The organism is Paenibacillus sp. IITD108 (genome assembly GCF_036541265.1).
Classification (GTDB): Bacteria; Bacillota; Bacilli; order Paenibacillales; family Paenibacillaceae; genus Pristimantibacillus.
In genome coordinates this window covers 58,348-79,863 of the sequence record NZ_JAZHCT010000021.1, presented here as the reverse complement: position 1 = coordinate 79,863, position 21,516 = coordinate 58,348, and the positions used below count along the sequence as shown (strand labels likewise).

Here is a 21,516-nt window from a genome sequence, read left to right as displayed (position 1 = left end):
GTATGAGAGGACAACGATTTGGCGGGAAAGGATTTAAAGCTGCGCTGATTGCGCTGCTGCTTATGAGCAGCAGTGCAATCGGGGTTTCAGCTGCAGAAAGCGGCAGCAAGAAGGCTGTCAGCGAGCTTGCGGGCTCATGGCTGGAGCCAGCGGGAATATGGGCGGCAGGTGATGGCGGACTTATTGTAATCGACACAGCCAATCATACGATAGAGAAGCTTGCCTCTGACATGCAGCAAAGCTGGATGACAGGCGGACAGCTCGGAGTAGACCGCTATGGCCAGCCAATTGGCGGCTATGTGGATACAGGACTGGAGAAATCTATGTTTTTTCATCCGCGGGATATTGCGGTCGACAGTAAAGGAATTATTTATTTGAGCGATTTTAGTAACCACACGATTCGCAAAATTGTAGATGGCGTCGTGTATACGCATGCGGGAACTGGCCAGCAGGGCTATTTGGACGGCGAGAAAACAAAAGCGCAGTTCAATCATCCCAGCGGCATCGCGATTGATGCGCAGGATAATTTATATGTAGCGGATACGATGAACCATGTCATTCGCCTAGTTACGCCAGCAGGAGAAGTGTCAACCGTTGCCGGCAAGCAGGACAGCAGCGGAGGCTTGCTGAATGGCTCGGCTGGTATTGCCCGCTTTAATGAACCGGCTGATGTGGCGATTGGCGACAATGGCAGCATTTATGTATCGGATAGCGGCAACCAGCTGATCAGGGAAATAGCGGATAATAAAGTCAGCACGTTTGCAGGAACTGTAACGCCAGCTGACGAATTAACAGAATACCGTGAAGGCGGTTACCGGAACGGTGCTCGTCAGCAGGCGGCCTTTAACTTTCCGAAGGGCTTGCACTACGAAAATGGCATTTTGTTTATCGCTGACAGCTTGAATCACAGAATCAGAGCGATTACAGCAGAAGGGCTTGTTGTGAATGTCGCCGGCCAAGGACTGCCAGGCGACCAGCTTGGAGCGATTGGAGAAGCGCAGTTCAATGTTCCAGCCGCAGTTGCATATGCAGACGGCAAGCTGTATGTGTCTGATTCTCATAACGGTAAGATTAAAGCAGTAGCGGTTGATTTGGAGCAGCTTGAGACGGTGAAAACAGAAGCAGATATTATCGATTCTATCCCGCTGGAGCAATCGCCGAAGCAGACACAGGTATGGTTTGATTATGACCGCATATCCTTTACTGACAGTGTGATTCCTTATGAAAGCAAGGGCAAGCAATTTGTGCCGGTTAGAGATCTGTTTGAGCAGTGGCAGGCGGATGTGCTGTGGCATAAAGAAACGTTTGAGGTAGAAATCGTGAAAAACGATTGGAGCGTGCGCTTTAAGCTTGGCGAGGAAAATGCACCTATTATTAATGGCAAGGGCTATGTGGAGTTAGCTTATTTGCAGCGTATATCCCAGCTTCGCACCATTGAGGTGAAGGAGCAAAATGCTATTATTTTAATGAGGGATTAAGATTAGTTCTTTAACAGGGTGAAAAGAGGTCGTTGCTAGTGAATAATGAGCAATATCCTTTGATTAATGCTCAAATTAAAGAAAAGCTGATAGCAGCCGGTATTGCCATCGAATTCTATCAGTATGAAGCGGGCGAGCTGATTATGAAGAAGGGCACAATAAGCGATAAAGTGTTCATCATAACAACGGGCGAGGTACGTGTTTATATAGAACAGGAAGTGAAAATACAATTGGCCGTGCTGAAGCACGGTCAGTTTTTTGGAGAAATGTCTTGCTTGACCGGCGATACAGTCAGTGCCAATGTAGAGGCGATTGGCGAGGTTCAGGTCCATGCGATCGGCAGAGAAGGCTTGCTGCTATTAATGGATGAGCATTCGCAGTTCCGCATGCAAATGATTAATGCTATGGTCAAACGCATACAAAATTCCAATGCGCGTGTCGTTGAAGAGCATGAAAAAAGTGTGCTGGTTATAAAGCAGCAGGAAGGCCGGGATGAGGAGCGTTATGGTGATATTATAGGCGATAGCGAAGCGATCCGCCTGGTTATCGCTCAGGTTCATGCCGCAGCCTCGCATACGAAGCCTGTTGTTATATGCGGCGAGCCAGGCACGGGCAAAATGAATGTAGCGGCTAAGCTGCATTATTTGGCAGCGGAAGGGCTTTATCCGCTGTTAACGATCCAGCCGGATAAACTAAATCAATCGGAATGGGAAGCAACGCTGCGGGCGGCAAGAGGCGGATCGTTAGTCATTTCCGATGCTGAAAAGCTGTCCCGCGAGTGGCTGCACGCGATAGACGGCACAGATGGAGAAACAAGAATTATTTTGCTTTCCAGCGTTCAGCTGCCGCTGCAGCGTGCACAGCTTATTGTAATACCGCCCCTGCGTGAGCGGGTTGAGGATATTCCGCTGCTGGCTAAGTATTTTGCTGTCCGTGAAGGGGCTGCCCATGCTGAATATGCCTTCTCGCAGGATGCGCTTCGCATGCTAAGCTTATTTCCGTACCTGAGAAATAATGTAGAAGAGCTGCAAGCAATTATTAAGGAAGCTTTTATTCGCAGCGAAGGCAGAATGATTACCAGCGGCCATTTGCGGTTTGGCAGAAGCCGGTCTGAAGGAGAACGGCCCAAGATAGGCCTTGCTCTGGGAAGCGGCTCGCTGCGAGGCCTAGCACATGTTGGCGTCCTGCGTGTATTGCAGCAAGAAAATATTCCGGTCGATTATATTGCCGGCACAAGCGTCGGTTCCTTTGTCGGCGGGGCGTTCGCCGCGGGCATGTCAGCGGATGATTGCGCTGCGGTAGTCGCCACAATGCGCTGGGGGCAGCTAGTGCGGCCCACCTTCCCCAAGCGCTCTTTTGTACACAATACACCGATGGTAGATTTTATAGAAGGTCATTTGGGCAAGCGCAATATTGAAGATTTGCCAATTCCTTTCGCAGCGGTAGCTTCTGAGGTGGCTACGGGCGAGGCTCATATTATGACGCGCGGCTCGCTGGCTCATGCCATCAGCGCCAGTACAGCTATTCCAGCTGTTATGAGGCCTGTTCGATTTCAAAATAAAACATTGATCGACGGGGCTGTTGTCCACCCAGTCCCGGCAGCGCTTGTTAAAAGCATGGGAGCAGATATCGTTATTGCGGTAAATGTAAGCGCGGAATCATTTGCTAAAGGAACAACTCGGCATTTTATAGACTCTTTGATGAATACAATTGATATGATGAGTGCCAAAATGGTTCGGGAAGAGCTGCAGCTTGCAGATATCATATTGCGTCCCGATCTGGGCTTTCAGCAGATTGGCTTTAAGGATATGAATTTTTGCATTTCCGCAGGCGAGCAAGTAACACGCCAGTCTGTAGAGCAAATCAGGCAGCTGTTGGATCAGACATCATAGAATTATAATTGAACATTTGTCAGGAGGATGAGGATGACGGCGCGGGAAATAGTAGAAGCTGTGGCAATGTGCGACCAGCAAGGCAAGCTTTCGCCGGATGGAGTAGGCTGGGCAAGGCATCCGATTATAGCATGCAACGTAAAAGGCAGTTTGTTTCGCAAAAAAAAGTGGAACTATTGGTGCGTAACGAGCCCGCAGTTATTATTTTCAGCGACGATATCCCATTTGGATTATGCGGCTGTTATTTTTATTTATGCGCTTGATCTTGCTACTAAAAAATTTCAAGAGAAAACAGTCGTTGTTCCTTTTGGTAAAGGCTGCAATATGCCTGATGAGGTGTACGCCTCTGTCCGGTATGAAAGTCCGCAGCTCGCCATCGCCTTTGAGGAATTGGGGGGCAGCACCAGCATTAAGGTACACTGTCCGAGCTTCGGCGGTTTGAATCAGCCCTTTACAGCGAGCCTCCTTATTGAGCGTCCGCAAGATCACGAATCTCTCAATGTCGTTATTCCGTGGAGCAGGGAGAGATTTCAATTTACTTCTAAGATGGAAGCGCTGCCTGCATCCGGCACGATACATTGGCATGAGGAAACGTATTCGATATCCCGGACCGATAGCTACGGCTGTCTCGATTTTGGCAGGGGGAAATGGCCATACCGTGCAGAATGGAATTGGGGCGCTGCCTCAGGCCGGGCTGATGGCAGGACGATCGGCCTCAACTTTGGAGGCAAATGGACGGATGGTACCGGGCAAAATGAAAATGGTTTTGTTGTGAACGGCAGGCTGCATAAAATTCACGAGGATATGATTTGGAACTATAATCAGCAAAATTATATGGAGCCGTGGCATTTGGAAACGAAGGGAAGCGATAGAGTGAAGCTGCGCTTTGATCCTATTTTTGAACGTATAGCCGCAACCAATGCTGTTATTATTACATCAAAGGTTCATCAATTGATAGGCACATACAGCGGTTATATCGTTGATGACAGCGGAGAAAAGATTATAATTTCTAATTTGCTTGGCTGGGCAGAAGATCATGCTGCCAAGTGGTAGCGGCGTGAGTGCGATGAGGTGCTGTGCCTGTAGTTACTTAGAACCGCATGAGGAGCTTTCATTGCTCATCGAAGGAAGGTAGATGTGAAAAGTGTGGTTCAAACGTGTATATCAGGTATCAGGCTGTTGAGAAACTTGTCCGGAAACTCTAACGAATGTTAGGAGGGTGTCGATTCATTGTGGGCAACGATTGGCAAGCAAAAAGAAAGGGTAACGAAGAGCAAGATTGGGAATGGAGAAGCGGCAGCGTCCGCCTTTGTTGACCAATTTTAGCTTCCCTAGCTAACTAACTGGTCAGTCGTTCCGCTATTACGCCCAAAAGAGCAGTTTTGAGTCGGTAAAGTGACAGGCGTTCCGTTATTGATCCATATATAGCAAATAAAGCTCCCTTTCGAGCCGAATAGCGGAACGTGTGACCGCGAAATTAAAAAAAACGCGTTTTTGAAGCAAATAACGGAACGTGTGTCCATGTCGCGATTCATGTGCGCAACGCTTGATAAGCAATGGGAAAGGGGGAAACGGAGAGCAAGATTGGGAATGGAGAATCGGCAGCGTCCGCCTTTGTAGGTCAATTTTATCCTTTACAGGGGTTGCTTCATCAAAAAATTGGACTACATCAGCGGTCGGAATCCCAAACTTGATCGTAGCAGCCTCCCTTTAGATTGCTTATTGCCCTATCCACAATTAATCGACACCCTAGCCAGCTTCGTTAGAATTATTACTCAACAGCCTGGCATACAGCACCAACTGAACAGGCAGTTATTCAATTTGCTGCAGCAAATGGATAATTTCCTCCTCGGTGATTTGCTCGGAGCCTGCAATTTTCATAATGGCGTCAAGCAGCAGCTGTGAGCGGCTGTCATCCAGATCCTGGTCGTAGAAGCGGAAATAGGTTTTAGGCGTCTCATTAGCAGCTTTAATATATTCATAGACAGCGGCATTCATATGAGTAGGGTCTACCTCCAGCTGCTGCAGCGAGGAAGGAGAGCCTGTCTGTTCTACATATAACGTCTGTTCCGGCATGCTTAGCATATGCATCAGAACCTCAAAGGAAGCCTCCTGATTTTTATTTCGAGCAATCGCCCATCCTACCGAATAGCCGCCGTAGTAGTCATTATATTGCTTTGCCTGCTGAATGGAAGGGAAGGGCAAATATCCAATGTCCGGATTGCGCAGCAGCTTTTCTGTCGCCCAGTCTCCTTGCAAATACATGGCTGCTTCTCTTTCAATAAAGGCTTCTTCCGCCGCAGCAATATCCAGTCCGAGAAAGCCTGTCATAAATGCTTTGCAGTCAATCAGCTCGCGAAACAATAAGGCCGCCTCTACGAAGCTGCGCTCTGTAAAATTGTCTGCCCCTTTTGCTGCGCGCTCGAATGGCGAGGCGCCTCCTATGCGGTTGGATAAATAGGCGAACCAATGCAGTAGCGGCCAGCGCTCCTTGCCTGAAATCGCTATCGGCTCGACTTGCTGCTCTCGCAGGACAGCAACAGCATGAAGCAGCTCATCCCAAGTAGCAGGCGGCTTCAGCTTGTATTTTGCAAACAGCTCCTTATTGTACCAGAGCATAACCTTATTGAGAGAAATCGGTATGCCATAAATACGGTCATAGTACTGTGCGCTATGCAGCGCTCCCCGATAAAATCGGCTGCTGAGCTCAGGATCGTTTTCTAACCATTCCGTCAAGTCTGCTACAATTTGCGAATCGACCATATATTTAAACGGCTCTCCCGACCAATAGTAGAAAATATCAGGCAGCTTGCCTGACATCATGGCAACACTCAATTTATTTTTATAGGCTTCTATCTCATAAAAATAAGGTACGATTTGGATGCGCGATTGGGATTCATTAAACCGCTGGATGCTTTCCTCCCAATGCTTTTGACGCTTGTCATTCGTATTAATATTCCAAAAGGTGACTTTAGTAGGGTTGCTGACCGTTCCTCTATTTTTTTCATTGACATTAATTGATGGGGAAGCGGAACAGCCGATTGCCAGTATTAAAATAAGCAGTACAGAAAGATTTAGTAGTCGATTCGGTTTCTTCATCATAAGCAGCTAATAAACACCTCGCTTTCCTGCTAGCCCTTGCGAAATTGTTTTGGGGTAATCCCTTCATTCATACGAAAGGCTTTTACAAAATATTTGGAGGAGCTGAAGCCGGCTGCTTCCGCTATTTCATAAATTTTGTTATCGGTGTGAAGCAGCAGCTGCTTGGCAAGCTGCATGCGGCGGCTGGCGATATAATCGCTAAAGGTCATGTTGAGCTCCTCCTTGAACAAGACGGACAAATAACCGGAGCTGAGATGAATATGATCAGCGACCTCTCTGATTGTAAGGCTCGGCTCGGACAGAGAGCTGTGAATAAACTGCAGCGCTTTTTTCACAAATTCATTTTTAACTACTGGAGTCAGTGCTTTATCCTTATCGATCGTTGGTTGACGCGCCTTCGCTTGCAGCGCCTGCTTCACAGCACGGACCAACTCTGCCGGCTCCACCGGCTTCAGAATATAATTGACAGCTCCAAGCGACATAGCTGAACGCGCATATTCAAATTCTGCATATCCGGTAAGCAGAATGGAAGTAATATCTTGTCCATCGTCCTTCATCGCTTGCAGCAGCTCAATGCCGTCCAGCCCGGGCATTTTAATATCGGTAATAAGCAGGTCGATACGGTGCGTTCGTGAAAACTCAAGCGCTTCGACCCCATTGGCAGCGCTGGTCAGCGTATGCTGCCCCTGCGACCATTCCATCAAAGTATTTACGATGCCTCGTCTGGTGGGCAATTCATCCTCAGCGATCAGAATAACAGGACTGCTTAGCATTATAATCAGCTCCTTATTGGAATAATCATGGCAATTTGCATCCCTTCACCTGGTGAGCTTTTTAGCTGTAAACTATAATTGGTGCCGAAATACAGCTTGAGCCGGTGTTGAACGTTGAGCAAGCCTAAGCCTGGCGTTTGCGCATGAGCGGCCGATTCAGCCTGCAATCTGCTCCGCAGCTCTGAAAGCGCATCCAGTTTCATGCCCAGTCCGTTATCTTTAATTTCAATACGCACGTGGGCCTTGCCATGAATATGAACAGGCAGTGCGTTAATCGCAATATGTCCGCCTTCAACGCGAGGCTCGATGCCATGCGCAATCGCATTCTCGACAAGGGGCTGCAGCATCAGCTTGGGCAGGGCTAGCGTATGCAGCATTTGCTCAGAGTGCACCTGCCAGCTTAATCGAGGGCCAAGCCTGTAGCCCATAATTTCTAAATACATGCGGCAGTGGTTAAGCTCATCGTCAAGCGTCGTCCAGTCATCGTTTGATGTGGAACGTATTGAGTATCTAAACAGCCTGGACAGAGCGATGACCATTCTTGCGCCGTCCGTTTCTTTTTTTTCTACGAGCATCCAGTGCAGTGATTCCAACGTATTAAATAAAAAATGCGGATGAATTTGCGCCTGCAGCATTTTAATTTCGGCTTGATTTTTCAGCCGCTCCTTTTCATAAACCGTTTCAACCATATCATGCAGCTCTTGAACGAGCTTATTGTAGGACAAATTCAGTTCATTCATTTCAAAATTAAAATAGTGCTCGTTGTTAGGTTCAGGCAAGGTGCTAAGCGTAGACCTCATTTTGGAGCGCAGCTTAATAATTGGCTTAGTAATTAAACTGGACAGCGCGCCTACTAACAGAAGGCAGATTATAATGCTGACCGAGACTCCGAAAATAATGGCCTTTTTTAATACAAGCAGTCCGCCTGTGATCGCTGTTAGCGGCACAAGCATCAATATGGACCAATTCGTTTCATTGGATTGCCGGATAATTTGCAAATAGTCCGTGTTATTAATTCGTACAATGGGCGAGGATACAGCAGCCTCCCCGGATTGTCCGGCAGTAGTTTGAACGGCCAGCTTCTGCAGCTGCTCGGCGTCAAGCAAAGCTTGCGAGCTCGCAGCGACGAGCTTGCCGCGCTGATCATATAAATACATGGTGCCGCCCTTGAAGGCTGAAAACTCGGTATGAAAAAAGCTTAGCAGCGCGTCAGAAATTTTTACAATAACGTACCCGCCAGCTGCAAGGTAGTCCTGTTGAAGACGAATTTGCCTCACAGCCAGCAAGTGCTTTTCAGCTTTATGGCGATTGCTGGTCCAGACGAGCTGGCCTTCGCGCAAATTGGCAAAGGTGGCCGCTTCCTGTCCGATGCGAATAAGAAAATTTTGATTTTCCAGCGGATAGAAGGGATCTTCGCCGGCATAAAGCTCAATGCTTTCGATTTGCCATGAAAATGCCATCAGATGATATAAAATGGGCCGAACGGACAGCTTGTCTTCAATGGACACCGCTTCTCCGACATGCACCTTGTATAGAAGGTCTTGAATGCGCGGATCTGTAATCAGCTGAAGAGTAAGGGCATCGACCTGGGCAAAGACAGCATCGAGCCTTGCGCTTGCCTGCTCGGCAGTAGCTCCGACATATTGCTCGGCTTCGCGGACAAGCTGATCGGACAAGGTACGGTAAAGATATCCGCCGGCAATGGAAAGCACAATGGCAATGACGGTTAAAAAGCCGAGCAGTATCTGTACGCGCGTACGGTTTAAGCGAAGCAATGTGATTAAGCGTGCCATGATTACCCCTCCTCACTGTCTGACATGTACGGCTAGCGCAAAACCTCTTGAGCGAGCCTTTCCATTTGAGCAGCCGCTTCTTCAGGGGTAAGCTCATTGCCGAGCAGCGCCTGTGTTGTATCCTTATGCAGCTCGGCCAGCTCAGGAGGCAGTGTCTGGTCATAGAAGGTTTGGACACTTGTTGCGGAGGTCATCATTTTGTTCAGCTCCCGGGTAAAGGGATCAGAATATTGCACGCCTTTTATAGCACTGATGAGTCCTGCGTCGTCAGCCATCCTTTGGGCAAGCTCCAAGGAAGTCAGCGATTGGATTAACGCGACAGCTGCTTCAGGATGCTTAGAGTTGGCGGAAACGGAAAAGACAGGCGAAATGCCGCCAACGATGTCTGTACGCTGACCCTCGCCGCTTGCAACAGCTGGAAAAGGAAAGATACCGAGTTTTTTTTCAAATTCAGGCGCCTCGTTACGGACGTTGTTAATATAATTGGATGTTTGAATTTCCATGGCCGCTTTGCCAGAATAGATCAGCTGGCGGGACTGCCCCGCGTCATATTGCAGGTTGTTGAAGCCGGGGCTAAAGGCATTTCGCTGAACCAGCTCTTGTAAGAGCCGGCCTGCCTCGATATAAGCTTCATCATCGAAGCCTCGCCCGTTGCGCTCGAAGGCCTCGGCAAAAACTTCATTTCCGGCTATACGATTGGCAAAGTACATTAAAAATAAAGCAGCCGGCCATTTCGTTTTATTGGCTAGCGCAAACGGATATATTTTCTCGGCATTCAATTTATCGATTATAGTTAGCAATTCCTCATATGTTGCAGGAATTTCAAGTCCATGCTTGGAAAAAATTTCTTTATTGTAATAGACAGGCACAACGGTCATTGCAAGCGGCGCTCCATAAATTTTTTCGTCGAAAGTTGCTCCTTTAAGAGCGGCAGGTAAAAAAGCATCGGTATTTATATTATTCGTAAGCTCAAGCACCTGTCCCGCTTGAACGTATTGCTTCAACGAGCCTTCACCCCAGGAATGAAAAACATCCGGCGGATTGCTGCCGCCCAGCGCTAATTTAAGCTTTGACTTATAAGGATCGTTAGGAATTTGTACGATATCAATTTCAATATCACGATGCTCCTCCATAAATTTTTCAACCTGCAATTCAATCATATCTAATCGTTTTCCCGTTTCAATTAACCACAGGACCAGCTTTTTTGTTTCTGCTGCATCTTGGTCAGGTGGTAGATCGGGAATGTTCTCCGTTTTTGGAGAGGTGCCTCCGCATGAGGTTAATAAGGCAAGGAGAATACAAATGGCAGCTGCCGACTTTTTCATGGCTGTCAATCAGTCCCTTGTTAGAAATTTGAAAAGAAACGCTCAAGCTAATTCAAGAGAGAAGCCTCTATCTGACCTCCATTGTAGTCGCAGTTAAATCAGCTATGCAATAGGTATTGTAAACAATGGATAATTTTCAAAAGTGAACAAAAAGCCAGCCTCCGCTCCTCGTTGGAGCAATAAGCTGACTTATAAGCATAAAGCAGAGCGGCTACCCTTTCACGGCGCCGGCGGACAAGCCTTTGACGACCTTCTCCTGCGCGGTAAAATAGGCAATTAAAAGCGGCAGGGTGCCGAGTGTAATCGCGGCCATAATACCAGGAATATTAACGGAGAATTCACCGTAAAATGCGCGCAAGCCTAATGGCAGAGTCATTTTGGAAGGGGTAGTGATCAAAATAAGCCCAAACACAAACTCATTCCAAATATGAATGAAGTTATAAATTCCGATCGTGGCAATCGCCGGTGTCAGCAAAGGGAAAATAATGCTCCAAAACAGCCGGGCATGCGTGCTTCCGTCGACGATGGCGGCTTCGTCAAGCTCTTTTGGAATTTCCTTCACAAATTGCGTCAATATAATAATGGAAATCGGCAGGCTAAAGGCAACATAAGGCCCGGTCAGCGACCAAAGCGAATCGTACAGACCGATTTCTCTAGTCAGAACATAGACAGGAATTAAAGTGGTATGAACCGGAATCATCATGCCGGCGAGAAATAGAAAGTAAAGCGGACGATTCAGTTTAAAGCGAATGCGTGATAGCGGAAAGCTTACCATTGCCGATGTTAAAATAACAATTACGACGCTTATAATGGATATGAGCAGGCTGTTTACAAAATAGCGGTCAATCCCTAACTCAAATACTAGCTTATAATTTTCCCATACAAACGTTCCCCAAAGGGAGGTAGGGCTTTCGAAAAAATAAGCCTGCGTTTTAAAAGAGGTAGCAAGCATATATAAGAAGGGATAGCCGGTAAAAAATAGAAACAGCAGTGCCACAGCATACAGACTGATTCGTTTGAAGGCAGATAGCAACAGGATCAATCCTTTCTGAATGAACTATTCATCGATCTTGTTTCTTGTCCGGTCCAGCATAAGAATGAAGATAGCGACGACAAAAGCAATGATGAACATGGAGAAGGAGACAGAGCTTGCATAGCCCATATTGAATTTGGCGAAAGCTTGCTTGTACATGTAGGTTGCCATTAGCTCTGTTCTGCTGTCCGGACCGCCTTCAGTCATAACGAAGATGAGATCAAAATATTTCAGTGAGCCGATAACGGAAAGTACACAGGAAGTAATAATGGTAGGCTTGATAAGCGGCAATGTAACGAGCCAAAATTTCTTCCAGCCGCTGCATCCGTCAATTTCGGCAGCTTCATATATATCATCTGGAATGCCAGACATAGCCGCACGGAATAGAATCATATAAAAGGGTGTAAACTGCCAGCATATTGTAATAATGACTGCAATAAATGCTGTTTTGGGATCGCCGAGCCAGCCTTGCTGCCAGGCCCCAAGACCGATTGCTTCCAGGAAGCGGTTCACAATGCCGAAGATAGGGTCATAAATAAATGTCCATAGAATACCAAGCGCAACAGTGGACATTAATAAGGGCAAAAAGTAAACTGTGCGGAATAAACGCATCCCTCGAATAGGCGCAAACAATATCAATGCCATGACAAGTCCGAGCGGGATTTGAGTCGCAACAGAGGCAACTACAAGAACCAGATTGTTGAAAATCGTTTTTAAGAAAACTTTATCGCTGAAAAGGCGCACATAATTATCAAAGCCAATAAAGGTTTTATCCGCTTGAATGCCGGTCCAGTTGAATAAGCTGTAATACAGAGTGGCAAAGATCGGATAGACAACGTAAAGCAAGTAAATGAGCAAAGCTGGCGCGATAAATGAGATTAAAAAGAGGCCATATTGCTTCTTATTGCTTCCATGCTGCTTTGTGACGGTCTGTTCGGTGCTCATAACGTACGTCCAGCTCCTTCCGTTAGAGGCGAGGGGAGAAATCTCCTCCCCTCGCGCCATTCGTTATTTCAATAAATCTTGTGCAAGCTGCTCCATTTGCTTGGCGGCTTCTTCGGGAGTAACAGACAGCCCGAATAGCGACTGAGTTGTATCCTTGTGAAGCTCCGCCAGCTCAGCAGGAAGTGTCTGGTCATAGAAGGTTTGCATAAAGGTGGCAGAAGTGAGCATATCGTTCATTTCTTTCGTGAATGGATCTGAGTAATTTACGCCTTGTATCGCGCTGATCATGCCGGCTTCGTCTGCCAACTGCTGGGCGAGCTCCAATGAGGTGAGCGCTTGAACAAGCTTCAAAGCTTCTTCCGGATATTTCGTTTTTGCAGCTATTGAAAATACGGGCGAGATTCCGCCGACCAGATCGGTAGCTTTGCCTTTTCCGCCATCGATAACAGGGAATGGGAAAATACCGAGCTTCGCTTCAAATTCTGGCGCTTCGTTACGGACATTATTAATGTAGGAAGCGGTTTGAATTTCCATCGCAGCCTTGCCTGTGTACAGCAGCTGACGAGACTGTCCAGTGTCATATTGAAGCCCGTTAAAGCCCGGGTTGAACGCATTGCGCTTCACCAGCTCTTGAATCATTTCCCCTGCCTTTACATAGGCTTCGTCATCAAAGCCGCGTCCATTGCGCTCATAAGCTTCACCGAAGATCTCGGAGCCAGCTACGCGATTGGCAAAATACATAAGGAAAAAGGCAGCCGGCCATTTCGTTTTGTTGGCCATAGCAAATGGAATGATTTTTGCCTCGTTAAGCTTATCTACGACAGCTAGCAGCTCATCGTATGTTTTTGGTATTTCGATACTATGCTTTTCAAAAATTTCTTTATTGTAAAATACAGGTACGAGCGACATGGCCAAAGGAACGCCGTAAATTTTATTATCGAACGTTGCTGCGCCAAGCGCTGCAGGAATATAAGAGCTTTCATCGATCTTGCCCGTCAGCTCAAGCACTTGATCGGCCTGCACGAATTGCTTCAGCCAGCCGCCGCCCCATGAATGGAACAGATCAGGCGGATTGCCGCCGCCCATCGCTACGGATAGCTTTGTTTTGTAAGGGTCATTTGCTATTTGAACAACTTCAACCTCGATATCTTGGTTCTCATCCATAAATTTTTTAACGGCTGCCTCAATAATCTCTTGACGTTTGCCGGATTCAATAAACCAAAGCGAAAGCTTTTTCTTTTCTCCATTTAATGCGGTCTGCTTTTCAGGCTCTTTTGTCGCTGGGCCAGTTGCAGCAGGAGAAGTACTGCTGGCAGGCTTTTCACTGCCGCCAGAGCCGCAGGCGGCAACAAACAAAAGCATAAGAGCACAAATAATCGTTAACGATTTACGCATGAGTAGGAACCCCTTTCAACAAATCGGTTTTATTTTGATAGCGCTTTCATTCTATCATGACCAAGAAACAAGACATAAGGCACTTTGAACATGCAAAATACCACTTTGGTCATATGTTTATATAAAGTTGACTTTTTCTCCAAAACTAAATAGTATAAAGAATATAATCTCCAATTTTATAGCTGATGCATTTATTATTTTGAAAAACAAATCTATTATACACTTTAAGGAGTTGCTAGAATGACTACGCAGAACGTTACGAAGGCTGATATTGTAATCATCGGGGGCAGCTTGGGCGGCTGCACGGCTGCATTATCGGCTCTTAAGATGGGCAAGCAGGTCATTATGACGGAGGAGACGGATTGGATTGGCGGACAGCTGACGAATCAGGCGGTGCCGCCAGATGAGCATAAATGGATAGAATCCTTTGGGTGTACGAGGTCCTATCGTAATTTCCGCGACAATATTAGAAAGTATTATAAGGATCTATTCCCTGTTACACAAAAAGCGAGGGAGAACGACCGCCTTAATCCCGGCACAGCTAATGTAAGCCGGATTAGCCATGAGCCGCGCGCAGCGCTGCATGTACTTACTGAGATGTTGGCACCTTATGTGAATAGCGGTAAGCTTTCGATTATGACAGAGCATATTCCAGTTCATGCGGAGACGAAGGATGACGCGGTAACAGCAGTAACGGTTCAAGGGCTGCGCACAGGCAAGCAGCTCGTGCTGCAAGGCACATACTTTATAGATGCGACGGAATGTGGAGATTTGCTCCCGCTGGCTGGCGTAGAGTACGTAACTGGCGCTGAATCGAAGCAGGACTTGGGCGAGCCGCATGCGGTAGACGGACCGGCTGAGCCGCAAAATATGCAGGCGTTTACGTACTGCTTTGCGATGGACTACATCGAAGGCGAGAATCATACGATTGAACGGCCGGCGGAGTATGACTTTTGGAAGGATTACCAGGCTCCGTTCTGGCCAACCAAGCAATTAAGCTGGTACGGCCTTGTGCCGCATACGCTTGAGCCGATTGAATATTCCTTGTTCCCGGAGCCAGGCCGCTTCTCGCTATGGGAGTATCGTCAGATTATTGATAAGGACAACTTTGAAGAAGGCACTTATGACAGCAGCATTACGATCGTAAACTGGCCGCAGAACGACTATTGGCTAGGCTCGATTATTGATGTAAGCGAGGAAGAAAGGCAGCATCATCTATACATGGCCAAGCAATTGAGCCTATCGCTTCTATATTGGATGCAGACGGAAGCGCCAAGACCTGATGGCGGCAAAGGCTATCCTGGCCTGCGGCTTAGAAAGGATGTTGTCGGAACTGAGGATGGCTTGGCTAAATATCCGTATATTCGCGAAGCGCGCCGAATTCAATCCTTGTCTACAGTAACGGAACAGCATATTAGCGCGCAGCCGGAATCGCCGCTCACCGCAGCAGTACCGTTTGAGGATTCTGTAGGCGTGGGCTGCTACCGTATAGATTTGCATCCGAGCACAGGCCTTAATACATTTATCGATATATCTGCCTATCCGTTCCAAATTCCGCTTGGCAGCCTCATTCCAGTTCGCGTGAAAAACGTGCTGCCTGCAAGTAAAAATATCGGAACGACTCATATTACGAATGGCTGCTACAGAGTGCATCCTTCGGAATGGAACATTGGCGAAGCAGTGGGCCATCTATCGGCTTACTGTATGACGAAGCAAGTTACGCCAAAAGAAGTAAGGGAAAACAAAGTCTATTTGACAGAATTCCAGCAGCTGCTGAAGGATCAAGGCTTTGAACTGGAGTGGCCGCATACACACTCCGTATAATAAGAATGGCAAAGCCGCTCCTGCAAAGAAACAGTCAGGGGCGGCTGTTGTGCTTCTTTATGGACAAAATTGCAATATTAAATCTGTTGCGTATACTTTATTTATTATATAAATCGAAGAAGACGGGATGGTAGGCAAAGCGATGAAGAAGATAGCTGTCATAACTTCAGGCACTAGCGATCTGCTTGATGCGATCAAGCTGCAGAAGCTGGCCGTTGATGTCATAGAACCGCGCAGCATTCCAGCTGTAGATTTTGAGCAATATGACGCCATTGCGATGCTTGGCGGAACAGACAATAAGCCGATGCTGCTTAAGGCTGCCGAACGTATTATTATAGAAGCGCAAATGCAAAAGGGAAAAAAGGTTTTTGCCGAATACGTTGCGAGCATTGGACATGTATACTGTGCGCCGCCGGAAAGCACGCAGTTTCGCAGACTGGTATTCTGCTCTAAGGACGTTCAAATCGACGGGCTGGAGCTTGGCATGCTGCTGGAGGATCAGAGCGGCATGCGCATCAAGCCGCATGATATTGCGTGCAGCCATAACGTGCCGATTTTGCAATATACGACGGTACACGCTCATGACGGAATAGAGCTGCCTTCGGATTTCCATAAGCATATTTCGGACCGGGCTCTATGGTTCGAGAATCAGGGTCAGCTGCTTGTATGTTCGTTTAGGCTCAGTTCTTTTATTAGGGCAAGGTTTGCGCCAAGAGCACGAATAGAGAAGATCGTTGCGTTTATTATGGAGTGGCTGACCGGGCAACCCTGCGATTTGGAGCAGCTTCCCCAGAGCTACACAACTGGAAGTTTGCGCGCGGATTGGACGATCGATCAGCAGGCCATGTATGCTGCGCAGCTTGCAATGGGCTGGTTTGAACGCGCTAACATCGTTAGAAATAATGGGTTAGAAGGCGCAATTGAAGGGCTCGGCTCTGAAATTTATTGTGACGGAAGCCAAAAAATAAACAGCGTACAGCGGGCGGATTGTATTGGCGAAATATCTTTTGCCTATTATATGGAGCATCTTGTTCATGGCCGTTCAAGCAGCCTTGAGTTATCCAATCAGCTTTATCAATACATGATAGACCATTTCGTATGCAAGGAATGGGGACCTTTTCGCGGTATGATGCGCTGGACCGAGGAAGCTTGGGGAGTTTGCTATCAGGATGATGTGGCAAGAGCTATTATTCCGCAGCTGCTCAAACAGCTTTATGAGAATAAGGATGACGAGCTGCCTCAAATTTTTCAAATTTTAGAGTTTCTAGTGCAAACGACGGGCGTTGACGGCACTCGCATTATGCGGACAGACAATAAGGATCTGACCAATGCCGCTATTGCACAGCTAAGCATGGAGCCGGGTAATTTGCCGAGCGCTCATTATAATGGTTATTATATAGCAGCACTGCTGTTGGCGTACAAGCTTGGCGGCAAGCAGTCATTTTTGGATACCGCACTAAGAGGTCTTGATACGATTATGAATGTGTATCCGAACACGACGAGAGAGCAAAGCGAGACGCAGGAATATTGCCGTTTGATATTACCGCTCAGCTGGGCTTATTGGGTGACGGGGGCTGACCGATATAAAGATTGGCTCTATCAAGTAACGCAGGATTTACAAAAATTCCGGCATTCGTCTGGCGCTTATTTGGAGTGGGACAGCGGCTATACAGCGGTTATGCGCAACGAGGTCGGCGAAGGCGAAAGCTCCTTGCTTGCACATAACGGAGATCCTGTTGTAGATTTATTATATTCCAACAACTGGCTGCCAGTCGCATTTATGCAGGCTTATTTTGTAACGAAGGATGACGATTTCCTCCGTTTGTGGGAGGAGCATGCCAGATTCATCGTTCAGGCGCAAATTCATAGCGATAATCATTATATTCATGGCGCTTGGGCAAGAGCGTTTGATGTAAACCTGAAGGAAGTGTATGCTTCTCCTGCCGATGCTGGCTGGGGGCCATGGGCGATAGAATCAGGCTGGACGGTTGCTGAAATAGCAGCCGGACTTATGATGGGGCTTGCTCGCGATCAATTAATCGAAAAATACAGATAAATAGCGGATGATTTTTGTTGAAGGAAGGATGATCGCATTCATGCAAAGTGTAGGAGCTACGCTTCTTAACATTCAAAGCCATTATAACGGACTTACGAAAACGGAACAAAAGGCAGCAAAATATATTTTAGATCATGCGCAGGATGTTATTTATTACTCTGTTACTGAGCTGGCTGAAAAAGCGGATGTCGGAGAGACGTCGGTACTGCGCTTATGCCGCAAGCTGAAGTTTAAAGGGTTTCAGGATTTCAAGCTGTCGCTCGCCCAGGATTTGGTGCGCCCGACGGACCATCTGCATAACGAGGTGACGGAGCAGGATGATCCGGCTGCGCTAAAGCATAAAGTGATTTCCACTCATTTGCAAATATTGGAGCAGACCAGAGAGCTGCTGAATCGGGAGCAGCTTGCCAAAACGATCGATCTTATAACTGGAGCTGAAAGCATTCATTTCTTCGGGGTAGGCTCGTCAGGATTATCGGCAGCACAGGCCGCCCATAGCTTCTCACGAATCGGTATTAGAAGCTATGCCAAGCAGGATACACATTTTCAGGCGATTGAAGCATCTCTAATGGATGAGCGTTCCGTCGCAATTGGCTTGTCTATTTCCGGCAGCACGAAGGATACAATCGACAATTTGCAGCTTGCCAAAGCAGCCGGCGCTAAAGTTATTGCGATTACAAGCAATGCGCGTTCGCCGATTACGAAGCTGGCCAATCATTCGCTGCTTATGGTTGCCAAAGAAAATCCGCTGCAGGGCAGCTCCATGTCGGCCAAAATTTCTCAGCTTGCCATAATCGATATTTTAAACGTAGCAGTAGCGCTGCGTATGAAGGATGACGCGCTTAGAAACCGTGAGAAAACAGCAAAAGCGATATCTGACAAAATGTTCTAAAACGAACCATTTCAAAAAATTCCAATAAAAACTTATTTATTTTGCATCAAAACAGGTGCGAAGTAAATAAGTTTTTTGTTATTCTAAGAAGGTGCACCTAGAATAGGGGGATTAGAATGAAGAAATCTGTCTACTTGCGCTTGCTGCTGCAAATCACGATAGTTGTCGTTGTAAGTATTAGCTTGCTGGCATCCTTGCTGTACAACTATACCTCCAATTTGCTAAAAGAAGAAATTGTGGGAGCCAATAATGAGCTGCTGCTGCAAACAAGCAAAATAGTCGATCAGTCATTATATGAGGTGCAGCAAATGACAACCGCGCTTAGCTTGGATTCGAGCGTGCTTAAATCTGTTATGCTGCCTTGGAATTTAGATGATGAGTACCGCTTTTTGATGGAAACGTCAAAAACGTTTGATACGCGTTTAACCTCATCTAATTACATTCATTCTATTTATTTGTACAGCGCTCAAAATAAAAAATTAATTTCCAGCGAAGGGATTACAGAGCTGGACAGCTTTTCCAATCGAGATACGCTAGAGCGCTTTCTTAACTCTAAGCTGACATCGGCTTGGGAAGCTACGCAGGTTAAGTCGGTAAATAGAGATGAACATTTTATTAGTTATATGGTAAGCACGCCGCTTAGAAATCAGAAAAAATTAGGCGCGCTAATGATTAATTTGAAGGAAGATGTGCTTTACAACGCAGTAGTAAATACGAATAATCGCAAGCTTGGCAATGTAGCTATTTTGAATGACGAAGGCGAAGTATTGTCTTATAAAGATAAAAGCATGCTGCTTGACCGATTCGACTGGATTGATATGTCAGCGTTTTCAAACAGCAGCGACGGCTATTTTATGCAAAAGATCGACGGTAAAAAAATGTTTATTACGTATTTGCGCTCTCCGTTTAACGATTGGATTTACGTCACGATTAACCCTTATGATGATTTGTTCCAGCGCTCCTATGAAGTAATTACGATGACGATCCTTATAGCCGGGATTGGACTAGTCGTTGGTCTGCTGTTTGCGCTTATTATATCGAAAAGTCATTACCGTCCAATTCGCAGCATGATGCAGGCGCTAGGCATTCATATGGATAAACGCGAGAAGCATCAGGATGAGTTCAGTTATATACGCAAATCAATCGACCATATTCAGCTTGAAAATGAAGCGTTTCGTCAAAGATTTCAGGCTCAGGAGCTATTGCTGCGTGATCATTTGCTGACAAATCTTCTTTCGGGCAAACTATCGGATGAAGAGGCTACAAGCGATCAGCTGCAGTATTACGATATGGATTTGGGCTCTGCCAATTATATCGTGCTCGTTTTAAGAGCTCATCTGGTTACAGGTGAAGCGGTGCAAATGGATGAAAAACTGAAAAACTGGGTATATTTTCATATCAGAACCATTTGCGAAAAGCTGATTGCTGAAACTTATAAGGGCGCTTATATTGCTGCTTATCATAAGCATGACGTGCTTATTTTGCATCATGAAAATTGGCAGAGCGATGAGCGGCAAACGGAGGAAATGAAGCGCTTCGCCGCTAAAATACAGCAGCAGGCTGCAGAGGAGATCGAGCTTATCGATGTCATTACGATCGGAATAGGCGGCAAATATGAAAGGCTGACCGATATTCATCTTTCTTATGAGGAAGCGGTCGAAGTATTGCTTTATGAGAAAATATCCGGAAAAGGAAGTATTTTGTCCATTCATGATCTGAATGTAAATCGCGCTAACCGCAATTCATTTATTAATTATCAGCAGTATATCGATCGTTTGACGGGCGAGTTGAAGACGGGAAGTTTTGATAAGGCGGTTGCGACAAAAGCGATGATTTTGAATCAAGTGCAGCAGGACGAGCAATCGGGCATGTATTTGAAAAATATAATACTTTCCCATTTATTCAACGCGCTTGTTAAAGTTAGAATTGAGCTGTCGCTTCCCGAGGAAGAAATCGAGAGCAGCACCTGGCATTATGAATTTATGAAGCTGAAAACAACGGAGGATATAAGCAGCTACCTGCTGCGCATTATGGAGGGCATTGCTAAAAGCCTGGAGGCAAGAAGCAGCTCCAAGCATTCCGAGGTTATGATGAAGCTGGTTGCGTATATTCGTGAGCATTACAGGGAGCAGCTCAGCCTGCAAATGGTGTCTGATATGATTTTTATGAACAGCAATTATGTATCGAAGCTGTTTAAGGATACGACAGGCATGACGTTTATCGATTATTTGACCGATATTCGCTTCAAGGAAGCGTGCCGCCTGCTTGCAGAGACGGATTATTCGATTAATGAGGTGGCCGAAATGTCAGGCTTCAGCAATAAGCAAAGTTTGAATCGCACGCTGAAAAAAATGACGGGCTTAACTCCGACAGAATATCGCAACAGCGAAATTGAAAAACGGCTGCAATAGCCGTTTTTTTAATTTTTAATATAAGGTTACAAGTAAATGACCGGGATGCTGCTGTCGTTAAGTTTGAGCGGAGGGACGCTGCTGCCTGCAATAAATCGATATGGACACACGTTCCGTTATTTGCCTTAAAACCACCTTTTTTTTAATTTGGCGGTCACACGTTCCGCTATTCGGCTCTAAAAGAGGCTTTTTCTGCGATTTATTGACCAATAACGGAACGTCTGTCACTTTGCCGCTTCTAAACTGCGAATTTGGGCGTAATAACGGAACGACTGACCAGCTAGGGACGTCCAATTTCGGTCGGATAGCGTGTCCAGGGAGGATGTCGATTAATTATGGGCAACTATTGGCAAGCAAAACGAAAGGGGAACGAAGAGCAAGATTGGGAATGGAGAAGCGGCAGCGCCGCCTTTGTAGGCCAATTTAATCCTTTACAGGGGTTATTTCATCAAAAGAATTGGACGATAACAGCGGTCGGAATCCCAAACTTGATTGTAGTAACCTCCCTTTCGATTGCTTATTGACCTATCGACAATTAATAGACACCCTAACAGGGATTCGTTACAAATTTCGGGTCGGCTAATTTTGGTCAGTTTT

Annotated in this window: 15 protein-coding genes; 8 read left to right on the top strand and 7 right to left on the bottom strand. The window is 46.5% G+C overall.

Translation table 11 applies throughout. The features are described 5' to 3' along the window. The first annotated feature begins 2 nt into the window (after positions 1-2). Genes V1L65_RS18390 through V1L65_RS18380 form a run of 3 tightly spaced genes read left to right on the top strand, consistent with a single transcriptional unit; the run spans position 3 to position 4,423 of the window. Positions 3-1,478 carry a stalk domain-containing protein gene (locus tag V1L65_RS18390; RefSeq protein ID WP_331700686.1) on the top strand — a complete coding sequence of 492 codons (1,476 nt, stop codon included), beginning with the start codon at positions 3-5 and terminating at the stop codon, positions 1,476-1,478. Positions 1,479-1,516: 38 nt separating this feature from the next. Then, the gene (locus tag V1L65_RS18385) at positions 1,517-3,370 is read left to right on the top strand and encodes a patatin-like phospholipase family protein (RefSeq protein WP_331700685.1); all 1,854 of its coding nucleotides are present in this window, start codon (positions 1,517-1,519) and stop codon (positions 3,368-3,370) included. A 33-nt stretch (positions 3,371-3,403) separates the two neighbouring features. Next, entirely contained in the window at positions 3,404-4,423 is a 1,020-nt protein-coding gene (locus V1L65_RS18380; RefSeq protein ID WP_331700684.1) for a DUF2804 domain-containing protein, read from the top strand. A 759-nt stretch (positions 4,424-5,182) separates the two neighbouring features. Here the strand turns inward: V1L65_RS18380 and V1L65_RS18375 are convergent. The 7 genes from V1L65_RS18375 to V1L65_RS18345 all read right to left on the bottom strand — a co-directional run bounded on the left by V1L65_RS18375 (position 5,183) and on the right by V1L65_RS18345 (position 13,736). Then, positions 5,183-6,472, bottom strand: coding sequence for an ABC transporter substrate-binding protein (locus V1L65_RS18375; RefSeq protein WP_331700683.1), 1,290 nt, complete (start codon positions 6,470-6,472; stop codon positions 5,183-5,185). Positions 6,473-6,501: 29 nt separating this feature from the next. Continuing rightward, positions 6,502-7,245 (bottom strand): response regulator transcription factor, encoded by a 744-nt coding sequence (locus V1L65_RS18370; protein WP_331700682.1) that lies wholly within the window; start codon positions 7,243-7,245, stop codon positions 6,502-6,504. Between the two features lie 5 nt (positions 7,246-7,250). Further along, positions 7,251-9,038 (bottom strand): cache domain-containing sensor histidine kinase, encoded by a 1,788-nt coding sequence (locus V1L65_RS18365; RefSeq protein WP_331700681.1) that lies wholly within the window; start codon positions 9,036-9,038, stop codon positions 7,251-7,253. Between the two features lie 32 nt (positions 9,039-9,070). Then, the gene (locus tag V1L65_RS18360; protein WP_331700680.1) at positions 9,071-10,363 is read right to left on the bottom strand and encodes an ABC transporter substrate-binding protein; all 1,293 of its coding nucleotides are present in this window, start codon (positions 10,361-10,363) and stop codon (positions 9,071-9,073) included. A gap of 211 nt (positions 10,364-10,574) precedes the next feature. Beyond that, positions 10,575-11,405 (bottom strand): carbohydrate ABC transporter permease, encoded by an 831-nt coding sequence (locus V1L65_RS18355; RefSeq protein WP_331700679.1) that lies wholly within the window; start codon positions 11,403-11,405, stop codon positions 10,575-10,577. Positions 11,406-11,420: 15 nt separating this feature from the next. After that, positions 11,421-12,341, bottom strand: a complete 921-nt coding sequence (locus tag V1L65_RS18350) for a carbohydrate ABC transporter permease (RefSeq protein WP_331700678.1) — start codon at positions 12,339-12,341, stop codon at positions 11,421-11,423. 63 nt (positions 12,342-12,404) lie between these two features. Continuing rightward, a complete protein-coding gene (locus V1L65_RS18345; RefSeq protein WP_331700677.1) occupies positions 12,405-13,736 on the bottom strand; it encodes an extracellular solute-binding protein in 1,332 nt (443 codons plus the stop codon). A gap of 240 nt (positions 13,737-13,976) precedes the next feature. Here V1L65_RS18345 and V1L65_RS18340 point away from each other — a divergent pair, with 240 nt between their 5' ends. From V1L65_RS18340 to V1L65_RS18320, 5 genes are all read left to right on the top strand, one after another. Further along, positions 13,977-15,560, top strand: a complete 1,584-nt coding sequence (locus V1L65_RS18340) for an FAD-dependent oxidoreductase (RefSeq protein ID WP_331700676.1) — start codon at positions 13,977-13,979, stop codon at positions 15,558-15,560. A gap of 142 nt (positions 15,561-15,702) precedes the next feature. Then, a complete protein-coding gene (locus tag V1L65_RS18335; RefSeq protein WP_331700675.1) occupies positions 15,703-17,616 on the top strand; it encodes a hypothetical protein in 1,914 nt (637 codons plus the stop codon). Positions 17,617-17,656: 40 nt separating this feature from the next. Beyond that, on the top strand, positions 17,657-18,508 hold the full coding sequence (locus V1L65_RS18330) for a MurR/RpiR family transcriptional regulator (protein WP_331700674.1): 852 nt from the start codon (positions 17,657-17,659) through the stop codon (positions 18,506-18,508). Positions 18,509-18,624: 116 nt separating this feature from the next. Then, on the top strand, positions 18,625-20,919 hold the full coding sequence (locus V1L65_RS18325; protein WP_331700673.1) for a helix-turn-helix domain-containing protein: 2,295 nt from the start codon (positions 18,625-18,627) through the stop codon (positions 20,917-20,919). A gap of 335 nt (positions 20,920-21,254) precedes the next feature. After that, the gene (locus tag V1L65_RS18320) at positions 21,255-21,443 is read left to right on the top strand and encodes a hypothetical protein (RefSeq protein ID WP_331700672.1); all 189 of its coding nucleotides are present in this window, start codon (positions 21,255-21,257) and stop codon (positions 21,441-21,443) included. Positions 21,444-21,516: the final 73 nt, after the last annotated feature.